The following is an 11,703-nucleotide window of genomic DNA, read 5'->3' as shown; positions in this document are numbered from 1 at the left end:
TCGGGACCGTTGAAAAATTTGCGCGGGCCGCGAAAACTTTCAGGCATAGGATTACGAAGTTCCGTCAGTGTCTCATCTGCGTTATCAAACCATCGATGAAGCCTTCGTCATCCAGCTCTTTCACCCAGTGGAGATCCCATAGAGTCAGCGGATTGATTTCGGCGGCGCCGAATTCCCCGGTCGCGATCTCGAAAGTATTGGCGATCGCCTGCGGCGTCGGATAAGGCTTCAATTGCAGTCCCTTGACAATAGAGGCGAACTGCCTTTCCAGCTCCGCTCGATCCGAGATCTTCATCCGCCTCATCGGTTCCTGAGCGACGATCTCCAAAGCTTCGTCTTTTCTGAGGATCATCAAACAAACACCGTGGATCACCGCTTTGATGTAATCTCGCAGAAGATCGGAGTTCTCCCTGGCAAACTTCGAGAGACAGGCCTGGGCGTAATGAGCGACCACCGGGAGATCAGGAACCGGAAGGACTTGCAACCCGGCAGCAAGAGCGTGAGGCAAGTAAAGCGAAGACATGAAGGTAGCAACGCATTCGCCGCTCTGGACTTTCTTCCACTGGCCCCACCTGCCGACCTCATCATCGTGGACGGTCAGGAGCTTCACATCCTTCTCGAGCCCCATCATCCTCAGCCACAGCACGAGCGAGTGCGGCCTGCCGGAGGCGCGCACCGCCAGAGTTTTGCCCCTCAGGGCCTCTACGTTGCGCACGTCGGCGGGGACAACCAACTCCAAACCGCGCCCCAGGCTCGGGGCGCAGAACATGACCACCTTCTCGCCGCGCGCGGCCGCTGGATACAGGTACTCGGTGTGCTCAATGATCACGTCGCAAGAATCATTGAACAGCGCCGCTTCGTATTCTTTCGTCCCTTTGATGCGCAGGACCTCAACATCCACGCCATAGTGCCGCCGCGCCATCTCTTTGACGCAGAAAATGACCGGCGTTCGGTCATCGTCTCTATAGGCGAGCCTTACGGTTGGCATGAGCGAAGCTCGGGCGCAGGATGGATCAAGTCCGGACCGGAGAACCTTGCGCATCCTGCCGATGAATCATCTCGTCTTTTGTCCATGCAGCCGGGCAAAGAATCCCTCGCTTTCCAATTCCTTCAAAAGCGACGTATCCATGAAGTCGGAAGCCTTCTTGCCCCTGAGCTCGGTGATGCTCGAACTCAAGTCTTCTATATCCGCCTGAATGGCGTCCTCTATAGGATAGGGTTTGGGAGGGATGGAGATCAAAAAGTAGTTCCGATGCATCGATTCGAGCAGCTTGGGCTCTTCGATCCTCATATATTTGCGGTAAGCGCGAAAGGCCGCTTCTTTGTCATTTCTTCCCAGCCAGATCGCTTCGCAAAAAGCCTTGAGAAAGGCCTTTGCCCGATCGCGGTGTTTGGCCAAAAACTGGCGCGTCGTGGAGATGTCGCTGGCGGGAGTCGGGACTCCCAATTCCTGCGGGTCCGCCAGAACGTTCACCTTCAAGCCTTTCAACTCGATCTGCGTGACGTTGTCTACGGTGCCGAGCGTCGCCTGTATCTTGCCCTGAAACATCAAGAGCAGTCTGTCGTCGGACCGGCTCAGTCCGGTCGGCAGGACCGTGACATCTTTTCCGGGCACGAGGCCGAGCTTCAAGAGAAGCCGCTGGAGCACGAAGTCCGTCGTCGTGCCGGGCCGAAGCCCGCCGATCACTTTGCCTCTGAGCCCTTCGACGGAGGAGATCGAAGGATGCGCCATGAGCTTGTAGGCAATCGGCCCCAGAGTCGCCACCATCACCACGGGCGCGCCCTTTGCGGCCGCCGCCGCGACCACCGATCCGCCGGTGGCGATGAAGTGAACATCGCCGCTGATCAAAGCGCTCACGGAAGGGTAGCCTGCGGGGACATAGATGGGTCTGCCGTCCAAACCATACTTCTCAAAAATGCCCATCTCTTTTGCGACCCACAAGGGTCCGCGGCTGCCCGAGACCGAGGCATAAGAGACTACCAGAGGCTCCAGTTTTTTCTCCTGGGCGTGGACCGGCTGCGAAGAGATCAAGAAGACGATAACGAAGAAGCGAACTTTTCTCGTCAGCTTCACGCCGGATCCGCGTCTCATTTCCCACCTACCTAGTCTCGCGTCTTAAAGTTCGTTTAAAAACATAGACGGCTGACCGTGCGTGAGATCCCCCTTTGAAAAAGGGGGATTTAGGGGGATTTGGTCTGCCGCCGGGCTCGAAATCCCCCCTGACCCCCCTTTGCCAAAGGGGGGAATTCCGAGATGAACCAGTGAGATATTCAGCCAGTCTCTGAGACCACACTGTCGCTTCTAAACATTTCCACTTAGACTTCTTCCCCCGCCGCCTCGGCGGCTTCATGGTAAACGTCGTAGTTGATCCATTGTTTTGCCTGGCTTCGTTTCAGCCTCAGCCACATCTCGGTCTGCGCTTCCCTGGTTGCGGCCCGGCTCAGAACCACCCTCTGGCCGACTTTTCCATGATCTTCGTCGACCGCGTGGGCGTAAAAGAAATCCAACGCCTTCTCGGGAACGTGATACTTGTCGCGCAAAACCTCGGCCCAAATCGGGAAGACCAGGGCATTGATTCTTTCGCCTAGGCGAAGGTTGGACGGCAGTCCGCCGATCGTAAGGCGCAACCCCCGATAGCGCTCTTCGTCGATGATCAACTGCATCAGTGCCGAGGGCTCGGAGTTGAGAATCTCCTCCCGCTTCAGTCCGAGCCCCTCTCCCATTCTGACAAAGAGCTCCGGATGGGCCGGGTACTTGCCGCCGCAGATATCCTCGCCCGCTTCTTCAATCAGGACGCCGAGCTGCTCGCGGATCTCCTCCAGTGTACCGGCATTGGCGACAATATGCGCGTCGTTTCTGAGCGTCTGCATGACTGCGTGGTACTCCTGCTTGATCCAGCCGTGCAGCTCTTTCACCGTCCACTCGCCGCGAAATAATTTGACGCAGAAGGGATGATTGATCTTGGTGTGGTGCGCCAAGACGGCTTCTTTGGCGAGCTCCAGAAACTTTTCCGGCGGCAAAAACTCCGCGGGCGGCTCCGGAAAACGCGGCCGCTTCCAAGGGTTCTTGATCGATCTGTAGAGATCGCGTACTCTCTCCATGTCTTCGGCGGTCGTTCCCATGATTGAAATTCTCCTTGAGGCTGCGTTAATCTACGCCTCTAACACGGTCTGAAATCACGCGTCAAGACGAGTCGGACTGTATTCGTAAGGACGCCAAGGAGGCTAAGATGAGATTCGGATTCTTACCGAAGCTGTTCGCTTTGGCTCTGGCGTGGGCGGCGATGCCGGCTCTGGTTGCAGGCGCGGAAAAGCCCAAACGCGGCGGCGTTCTGACCCTGGCGATAGGCAAGGACATCACTGCGACTAATCCGCTGATACGGACCATCTCGACGGACGAATCGGTGCGCGATCTCATGTTCGAGTCGCTGCTGGCGGTCGACGAGCGCGGCAATATCCAGCCGAACTTGGCCGAGTCCTGGGAGGTGTCGGGCGGCGGGAAGACGTATGTCTTCAAGCTCCGCAAAGGGGTTAAATTTCACAACGGCCAGGAGATGACCGCTGAAGACGCGAAGTTCGCCATGGATTACACCATGAATCCCAAGAACGGCGCGCGCGGCTACGAGAGACTCACCATAGTCGAGCGGGTGGAAGCCGTGGATAAAAACACTTTGAGAGCCACCTTGAAAAAGGTCAGCGCCGCGTTCCTTTACGACCTGAGCGAGATTCAAGCCTTCTCGGTGGTTCCCAAGGGATCGCTCCAGGAGGGAGTCGATAAGCCCAATCAATTTCCTGCGGGAACCGGGCCGTTTAAATTCGTCGAATGGCAACCGCAGCAGAGGTTGATCCTGGAACGGTTCAATGACTATTGGGGGCCCAAGGCTTTTCTGGATAGAGTTATTCTCAAGCCGATTGCCAATACCACGGTCCGGATGAACGCCCTTCGCGCCGGGGACGTCGACATGATCGAGCGCTCCCCTTACGAGTGGGTGGAGCAGATCAAGTCGGGAAAAATCAAAGGACTGACCACGGTCGAGGCGCCTTACGCCGCTTATCATCAGCTCGTTTTCAACGTCGTAGTTCCGCCCTTCAACAATAAAAAATTCCGTCAGGCGATCGCCTATGCGCTGAACAAGAAGGAGATTCTCCAGGCAACCTTCTACGGTTTTGGCACGGTTGCGGATCAGAAGTATCCGCCGGGGCACGCCTGGAATATTAAAGGAATCCCGACGCCCACGAATGACCTGAACAAAGCGCGGGCCCTTTTGGCCGAGTCCGGCTACGATGGGAAGCCTGTCGACATCATGATCAGACAGGGCAGCGATGCCGAGACCGCGGCCAGCACCATCCAGGCGCAGCTCAAAAGAATCGGGCTGAACATCAACATCAGGCTCTTCGAGTATTCGGCGCACCGAACGCTCATCCAAAAAGGCACTTTCACGTTCGATTTTATGGGAAGCGGCCTGCATCCCGACCCTTCGTCAACTTACGGCGTCGAACTGGGCTGTATACCCGACCTCAAGAGCCGAGCGAGCAATTATTCCGGCTGGTGCGACAAGGAAGTGGACGGGCTCTTGGAGAAAGCCGAGGTCGAGCTGGATGCGCAGAAGCGAAAGGAGCTGTTCAAGCAGATATTGACTCGAACCAGCGAAGAGGTTCCGGTCATCCCGATTACTTTCGTTTCGCGCTTCTTTGCTCTGCGGGATTACGTTAAAGACTTCAGCACCGGACAGGATGGCGAGTTCCGCGTCTATAAAGGCGGGCTCAATTACACCTGGCTGGATAAATAGGTGGCCGGGATTATCGCCGTTTCCCTTCGCGCCCCCTTCGACTTCGCTCAGGACATGCTTTGCGCCTTTGCGCGCGAGTTTGCCCTCTCCCTCACCCTCTCCCGCGAGCGGGAGAGGGAAGGGGTGAGGGACGCCAAGATCGCAAAGAATGTTTTCTCTTCAATCTCCCCTGCGCCACGAATAACGCGGCTGCCACTGAAGCGATCGCTTGGCGCGCTCGTTGGTCACACCCGGCCGGTCTCCGGTCAATGTTTTCGCCATGTCTCCCAGAACAGGCATGAGACGCGGGAGGATCTCGCACAGGGGCTCGGCAGCGGTGCTGTCGTCTGCGGCGACAAAGAATACGCTGGCACCAAGGTCAGGGAGTTCTACGGCTCGACGGTAAGCGCCGGCGAGATCGCGCGCGTCAATGTACCCGCAAAGATCAAATTTTTTTGGGCGGGTTCCCCCTTGCTCCCTCAGTTGCTCGGCCCCGTCCGGGAACAGAACCCTGGGCGGACGGAGCGCGATCGCCTCCATACCGCACTTGAGAGCGTAGGCCCGCGCGATTTCTTCTCCGCATAACTTGGACATCCCGTACGGATCATGAGGGCTCACCGGGTGGTCTTCGTCAATCGGCAAATATTTGGGGATCAGTTCCCGCTCTCCATAGGTCCAACCGAGAACGGCGCCGCTGCTGGTTGAAACGACGCGCTTGATGCCCAAGCGATAGCAGGCTTCGTGCACGTTGTAAGTGCCGAGCGTATTGGTGCGGAAAAGAACATGGTCGGGGACTTTGCCGGGTATGGGGATCCCGGCCAGGTGGACAACCGCATCGGCGCCGGCCAATGCTTGAACGACTTCGTCGAACTCCTCAATGTTGCCCCTGATCCATTGAGCGTCTTTGGCATCGGCTGGAGGCAGCCGATCAAAAACTGTAACGGTATGGCCGGCGCTCAGCTCACGGATAACATAGGCCCCGATTTTACCGGAGCCGCCGGTGACAACGATTCTCACGTTCTATAACACTTTCTCATCACGAAGATCATGAAGGCCACGAAGGATTCGTAAATTTTATAACTCTTGAACTTCGTGCTCTTCGTGACCTTCGCGGTGAAATGTCTATTTCTACTTTGGTTGCGGCGTAGCCGCGCTAGGTCCTTCGTGGTGAGATCAGCCTTTCTGCCTTGGTTCCGGCTATGCCGCGGTTGAGGAAGACGCTAAAGCCGTTCGCTCCCTCCCAGCGCAGTACCTTGGTCTGAAGATTTTTCTTCCGCGCCGTTGACGGCGGGGCTGGCCAATGAACGGGCCTGGCGCGCAATCTTCGGGGCGAGACGGCGCCAGTTGATGACGCCCACGTCGCTGGCTGAAAGCGTCTCTCGGCTGCGATCCTGGACCTCGAGCAGGCGTCTGTCCTGGAAAAGGAAACGGCGGTGCATCGGCCAGAAGTAGGCATGGTACCAAGCCGTAAGCAGCGACTTGTGGATGATGTTCTTGGGGTAGGTGACGATGAAGTTGAGATGGCGCGTGGAATTTTCGTCCACCGGAACCGGCCAGCCGAGATTGGCCATCCGGACGCCGAAATAAGGGTCTCGCAAATTCAGGACGATGTAACCGGGCATGCGGATGTCCGCGCCGGCGGTTCGCGATTCGCTTCTGCGCGCGAGAACCCGCCACCAGAGGCGGCGCGGAAATGTGCCGAGACCGGGATAGTTTGCTTGCATGCTGCCGCCCACTCCCTGGACGTATATTCCCTTTTTGTCCGGCAATAGCTCCATCTTCATCTTGCCCCACACGGGGAGCTTGTTGAAAAGCACCTCAAGGGATGTGCGGTGAACGTAAAAAGCGTGGAGCATATCGGGATAGTTATCCTCCACGTAACGCCAGTTGCATTTCCATTCCGTGAAGGCAAAGAACGTGAAGAGATCCGGTTCTTTCAGCTCGGGCGGCAAGTCTTCTTCCAGAGGCGGCGGATCGCCTTCGCCCATGTAGATCCAGATAAGGTTGAAGCGCTCCTCGGTCGGATAGACGCGAGCGCAGACCTTCTTTGGGCCGAGCGCTTCGGGGCCTTCGACGATGGCGCCGACGCACTCGCCCTGCGCATTGAAGGTCCAGCCGTGGTAACCGCAGCTCAATGTTCCGGGGAAGATAATACGCCCGCGCGATAGCTTGGTTCCCCGATGAGGGCACCGATCGGCGAGCGCGCTCACCTTTGCTTCGGCGCGAAAGAGGACAATCTCGTCGCCGAGCACGCGGACTGCGACGGGCGCTTTGTCTACCTGCCGCGAGCCGATGGCCGGATACCAGTAGTTGCGAAAGCCAAGCAACGGCAAGTCGTCTGCTTCGTTCCTGCTTGGCTCAGCGATCTCCGTTTGACCTTCCACAGCCGGCTCGACCTTTGAGTGGACTTTTATGTTTTTAACACTCCGTCTGCGCGGCGGTCAAGCTGCGTATTCGAAGCGGCCGCCCAATCGAGGCTACACGGTACCGCGCCAAGACGCCAAGAACGCAAAGAATCGAGAAATCCCCCTTCATCCCCCTTTGACAAAGGGGGAAAGAGGGGGATTTGAGAAACCTTGGCGCCCTTTGCGCCTTTGCGCGAGTCACTGCGAGTGTTGCGCGTAAAGTCCCTTTGCTTAAGGTTTAAAATGGATGTAGATTCGCGTGCGGGAGGCTGTTAAAAAACTATTCTCGTGCTTCGACGGGCTCAGCACGAACGGAAATTTGTTTGCGATATCAAAAACTCCTCCGTTCGCCCTGAGACTTGTCGAAGGGTGAACGTACGTTTTTCAGCAGCCTCAATACCGAAACAAAAGAGGAGGGCGAAGCAATGAGCGAATACGAAAATCTGGCGCCGTCGAGGCTGGCGGGAATGTACAACGCCGTCAACCATGAGTTCAAAAGACTTCAGGAGGCGCTCGCCGGCAGGCGCGCCGAAGACCGCCACGTCATCAAAGCCAAAGATTGGGTGTGGAAAACATCGGGAGAAACGATCGGTCTCGACTTCAAGAAGACGCATCAGGTGGCTTATCTCGTCGCGCCGGAGCTTGGGTTCAACATTTATAACTTTCACGCCTTTGTCGTCGAGATCCCGCCGGGCGGGCAGGAGGGAGCGTATCATTCCCATGGCGAAGCGGTAAAATTTTACTTGAAGGGCCGCGGCAGGGAGATTATCGGAGACAAAGTGTATGAGGTAGAAGCCGGTGACGCCATGTTTGTCCCGGCCGATGTCTGGCACGGCACCCAGAACCCGTACGACGAGGCCTTTCGCTTTTACGCCGTGGCCTATACCGACATCGGCGTTCCGCTCATGCGCTCGGTGATATTCCGCTCGCGCAAGGACTTGGAAAGCGATGAGTTCAAGAAGACTGCCATTGCCAAGCCGGTACGAGGGAACTATGAGCGGATGGATGCCTGGGAAATGATCTCGGCGCGGCGCGCTCTCCTCAAGCAATTGGGCCGGCTGGAGGAAGAGATGGAGCGGCGGCGCAAGCTGGACCGCCACCACGTCAAGGCCGCGGAGCTAAACTGGGAGCCCTCCGGGCGCTCGACCGGCATGAAAGAGCGCTCCGGCCGGCGCAACGCCAAGGTGGTATCTCCCGAGATGGGCTTCAACGTCCACAATTTTCAATCCTTCTTCGTCGAGATCGATCCGGGAAAAAGCGAAGGCGCCTACCACAGCCACAGCGAGGCGTTGAAGCTTTACGTCAAGGGGCGGGGCCGGGAGATTATCGGCGGCAAGGAATACGACGTCGAGGCGGGAGATCTCGTCTTTATCCCCGCCAACACGTGGCACGGCAGCCAGAACCCGTCCACGGACGAGCCTTTGCGCTTTTTTGCCGTGACGCAGGGGCGCAGGACCCCTCTAGCGGTTCAGGTTCCTTTTAAAATACGCGAGGACTTGCAGGATTAAAAAGTTTTGACGGCTGTACTTCATCGACCCTATGCTGCTGACAGCGGACTTACCTTGACAGTCGTCGATTGTTTTGGGTATACGGCAACGAACCATTTATGGAACGAAACGTGCGCAGCCCGACAAAGCCGGAGCATCAATCTTGCGAAGTGGCGCCGGAATACGAAGCGCGGCCGTCGAGTGAGCTCCTGAGCCGCGCTTGCGCTTCAAATCTGCAGCGGTATGACTGATCAATACGGCACGCTAAAGGAATGGGTGGAGTCCTGCCGCAAGACGGGCGGCGTCGTCGAAGTCGGCGGAATCCATTGGGACCGCGAGATGGGCGTATTGGCCCAGCTCGCGCGGAGACAACATCAAGGGCCCGCCTTTCTCTTCGACCGCATCCCCGACTACGAAGCCGGCCACCGCGTGCTGGTAAATACTTTAGGATCGACTCGAAGGCTTGCCCTTACCTTGCGCCTTGGCGAGGCTTCCGGCCATCGGGAGCTCTGCGCGCAATGGAAAGCCAAGTGGAACGAGTTAAAGTTGGTCGCGCCGCGGCGGGTTACAGATGGCCCAGTTTTGGAAAATCGACTCGTCGGCGGCGAAGTGGACCTCGGTATCTTTCCCGCTCCCCGGTGGCATGAGCTGGACGGCGGACGCTATCTCGGCACCGGCTGCGTCGTTATTTTGAAAGATCCGGACTCGGGCTGGATCAATTTAGGTACTTACAGGATTCAGCTCCAGGGCAGGAAAGAGGTGACCTGCTTCATCGGCGCAACGCACCACGGCGCCATGATCCGTGAGAAATACGCCCGGCGCGGTGAATCCTGTCCGGTTGCAATCGTGCTCGGAGCCGATCCTCTTTTTCTGCTCTGCGCGGGTTCCTTAGGCGTTCCGCAAAATAAAAGCGAATACGAGTACGCCGGCGCCATCCGTGGAGAAGCAATCCCGGTAATAGAGGGGGAAGTGACCGGTCTCCCGATTCCTGCCGAGGCCGAAGTCGTCTTGGAGGGTGAATTCGATTTTACCGAGCGCCGGACCGAAGGTCCTTTCGGCGAGTTTACCGGTTACTATGCATCGGGGCAGCGCGAGGAAGCGCTCGTCCACGTGAAGGGGACCTATTACAGTTCCCGGCCGATTCTGTTGGGATCGCCACCCACCCGCCCGCCCAACGAAAGCACATTCATCCAATCGATCCTTCTTTCCGGAGCGCTCGAAGAGGAGCTCAAAGGCGCCGGGATTCCGGCTGTCGAAGGCGTCTGGTGCCACGAGGTCGGCGCCGCGCGGATGCTCATCGTCGTCGCCATCCAGCAGCGCTATCCCGGCCACGCCAAACAAGCTCTGGTCGCGGCGTCCAACACTTACACCGGCATTCTGAGCAAGATCGTCATCGTGGTCGACGACGACGTTGACATCACCGATCTGGAGGAAGTGATGTGGGCGGTGTGCACGAGGATCGATCCGGCGCGCGATGTCGAAATCCTGCGCCGCTGCCCGAGCAACTATCTCGACCCGGCGGTCGCTCCGGGGCAACCGACGATGACTTCGAGGCTGCTCATCGACGGCACCAGACCCTACGAATGGCGCGAACGATTCGCCCCCGTGATCTCGCTGGACAAAGAGGCAGAACTCAAGGTGCGTGAGAGATGGGGTCACATTCTCGCGTTGGACAAATGAAGGAAATCTCCCCTTGCCCCTATTTTCCAAAGAGGGGAATCGGTTGAGAGGAGGAACTGAAGACTGGAGTTTTTTCTAACGTCGTGCGTGAAATTTCTCCTTCCTGCTCCCCCTTTGAAAAAGGGGGATTAAGGGGGATTTTGGGTGAAGGAGAAGATTGAGAGAACTGGAACGTAACTTGACTTATGATGTTCTGACGAGCACACGGAGAAAAAATGTTTGAACATTCACTGCGCCTTCTATTTGCGTCGGTCGTCGCCGTCATCGCCGTAGCCGGCCTGGTTTCGGCCGCGGAGGCGCCCAAGACAAACTGGAAGGCGGAATGGGATAAAGTCGTCGCCGCGGCCAAAAAGGAAAGGCGTGTGGTGGTGGCAGAGTCCGGCGGCGCGGGAGCCGAGACCCGGCGCCTCTACACCGAGGGATTTCAAAAGCAGTTCCCGGAAATCAGAGTGGATCTCACGGTCTCCGGCGGCGAGGGGAGCATTGCGCCCCGGATGCTCACAGAGAGAAAGGCGGGGAGATTCGAATGGGATGTGCTTACCGGCGGCACCACGACGCCGATCGAATACTTGCTGCCCGCAGGCGTGCTCGACCCGATTCGCCCCGCGCTGATGCTTCCTGAAGTCACCGATCCGAGCAAGTGGTTCGGCGGGCAGATCGACTTCGCCGACAAAGCCGGCAACCACGTCCTCGTCTTCGGCGGCTACGTGAAGCCTCCATTCGCATTTAATTCAAAACTCGTGAGCAAAAAAGACATCGATTCCTACTGGGACCTGCTCGAGCCGAGATGGAAAGGAAAGACCGTCCTGCACGACCCGCGGCGTCCGGGTTCCGGCCTGGCGGCCGTGACGTTTTGGTACGGCTGGGGCGATAAGGGGAAGGAATTCATCCGCCGCTATCTGACCGAGCAGGACGTGAAATTGACAGGGAACTACCGGCAACAGTTGGAATGGTTGGCGCGCGGGGACTATGTGATCGGCATCGGACACAACAATTCAGTCATGCAGGACCTTCTGAGCAAAGGATTGCCGCTCGCGCAGTTCACCGCCGACGATATCAAGGAGGCCAACTATGTGACGGCCGCGATCGCCAGCGTGAGTCTCGTGAACCGCGCCCCGCGCCCGAATGCGGCCAAGGTCTTCATCAACTGGCTGCTCACCAAGGAAACGCTAGCCGCATGGAGCAAAGTGACGGGATTTTGGAGCCGGCGAACGGACGTATCCCACGACCATCTGGATCCGGGCTTGATCCCCAAGATAGAAAAGATGTCCAGTTACCAGTTGAACTACAAAGAAGACTGGGTAGAGAAGCGCGAGGAAATCGTCAAGTTTTTAAACAAATTGATCAAGCAATAACATTCCA

The 11,703-nt window shown here is 57.5% G+C and carries 9 protein-coding genes; 4 read left to right on the top strand and 5 right to left on the bottom strand.

What is annotated here, in order from left to right; all coding sequences use genetic code 11:
• Nucleotides 1–64: 64 nt before the first annotated feature.
• The 3 genes from VGL70_09545 to VGL70_09535 all read right to left on the bottom strand — a co-directional run bounded on the left by VGL70_09545 (nt 65) and on the right by VGL70_09535 (nt 3,123).
• Nucleotides 65–988 carry a hypothetical protein gene (locus tag VGL70_09545; protein ID HEY3303763.1) on the bottom strand — a complete coding sequence of 308 codons (924 nt, stop codon included), beginning with the start codon at nt 986–988 and terminating at the stop codon, nt 65–67.
• A gap of 66 nt (nt 989–1,054) precedes the next feature.
• Complete coding sequence (locus VGL70_09540; GenBank protein HEY3303762.1) at nt 1,055–2,092, bottom strand: ABC transporter substrate-binding protein; 1,038 nt, start codon at nt 2,090–2,092, stop codon at nt 1,055–1,057.
• Between the two features lie 224 nt (nt 2,093–2,316).
• Nucleotides 2,317–3,123, bottom strand: coding sequence for an iron-containing redox enzyme family protein (locus VGL70_09535; GenBank protein HEY3303761.1), 807 nt, complete (start codon nt 3,121–3,123; stop codon nt 2,317–2,319).
• 107 nt (nt 3,124–3,230) lie between these two features.
• On the opposite strand from VGL70_09535, the gene VGL70_09530 reads away from it, so the two are divergent.
• Nucleotides 3,231–4,790 carry an ABC transporter substrate-binding protein gene (locus tag VGL70_09530; GenBank protein ID HEY3303760.1) on the top strand — a complete coding sequence of 520 codons (1,560 nt, stop codon included), beginning with the start codon at nt 3,231–3,233 and terminating at the stop codon, nt 4,788–4,790.
• Nucleotides 4,791–4,949: 159 nt separating this feature from the next.
• On the opposite strand, the gene VGL70_09525 is transcribed toward VGL70_09530, so the two are convergent.
• The gene (locus VGL70_09525; GenBank protein ID HEY3303759.1) at nt 4,950–5,786 is read right to left on the bottom strand and encodes an NAD(P)-dependent oxidoreductase; all 837 of its coding nucleotides are present in this window, start codon (nt 5,784–5,786) and stop codon (nt 4,950–4,952) included.
• Nucleotides 5,787–5,989: 203 nt separating this feature from the next.
• On the bottom strand, nt 5,990–7,153 hold the full coding sequence (locus VGL70_09520) for an aromatic ring-hydroxylating dioxygenase subunit alpha (protein HEY3303758.1): 1,164 nt from the start codon (nt 7,151–7,153) through the stop codon (nt 5,990–5,992).
• Nucleotides 7,154–7,599: 446 nt separating this feature from the next.
• Between VGL70_09520 and VGL70_09515 the strand changes: the two genes are divergently transcribed.
• The 3 genes from VGL70_09515 (at nt 7,600) to VGL70_09505 (ending at nt 11,696) form a co-directional block, all read left to right on the top strand.
• The gene (locus VGL70_09515) at nt 7,600–8,682 is read left to right on the top strand and encodes a cupin domain-containing protein (protein ID HEY3303757.1); all 1,083 of its coding nucleotides are present in this window, start codon (nt 7,600–7,602) and stop codon (nt 8,680–8,682) included.
• A 222-nt stretch (nt 8,683–8,904) separates the two neighbouring features.
• Complete coding sequence (locus tag VGL70_09510; protein HEY3303756.1) at nt 8,905–10,341, top strand: UbiD family decarboxylase; 1,437 nt, start codon at nt 8,905–8,907, stop codon at nt 10,339–10,341.
• A gap of 215 nt (nt 10,342–10,556) precedes the next feature.
• On the top strand, nt 10,557–11,696 hold the full coding sequence (locus VGL70_09505; protein HEY3303755.1) for an extracellular solute-binding protein: 1,140 nt from the start codon (nt 10,557–10,559) through the stop codon (nt 11,694–11,696).
• Nucleotides 11,697–11,703 lie beyond the last annotated feature (7 nt).

Source organism: Candidatus Binatia bacterium, from assembly GCA_036504975.1.
Taxonomy (GTDB): Bacteria; Desulfobacterota; Binatia; order UBA9968; family UBA9968; genus JAJPJQ01.
Note: the sequence above shows the minus strand (reverse complement) of the source record. Positions and strands in the feature narration are given on the sequence as shown.

Coding starts and splice junctions, on each gene's coding strand:
- VGL70_09515 (HEY3303757.1), top strand. CDS start 7,600: ATGAGCGAATACGAAAATCTGGCGCCGTCGAGGCTGGCGGGAATGTAC.
- VGL70_09535 (HEY3303761.1), bottom strand. CDS start 3,123: ATGGGAACGACCGCCGAAGACATGGAGAGAGTACGCGATCTCTACAGA.
- VGL70_09505 (HEY3303755.1), top strand. CDS start 10,557: ATGTTTGAACATTCACTGCGCCTTCTATTTGCGTCGGTCGTCGCCGTC.
- VGL70_09510 (HEY3303756.1), top strand. CDS start 8,905: ATGACTGATCAATACGGCACGCTAAAGGAATGGGTGGAGTCCTGCCGC.
- VGL70_09540 (HEY3303762.1), bottom strand. CDS start 2,092: ATGAGACGCGGATCCGGCGTGAAGCTGACGAGAAAAGTTCGCTTCTTC.
- VGL70_09530 (HEY3303760.1), top strand. CDS start 3,231: ATGAGATTCGGATTCTTACCGAAGCTGTTCGCTTTGGCTCTGGCGTGG.
- VGL70_09545 (HEY3303763.1), bottom strand. CDS start 988: ATGCCAACCGTAAGGCTCGCCTATAGAGACGATGACCGAACGCCGGTC.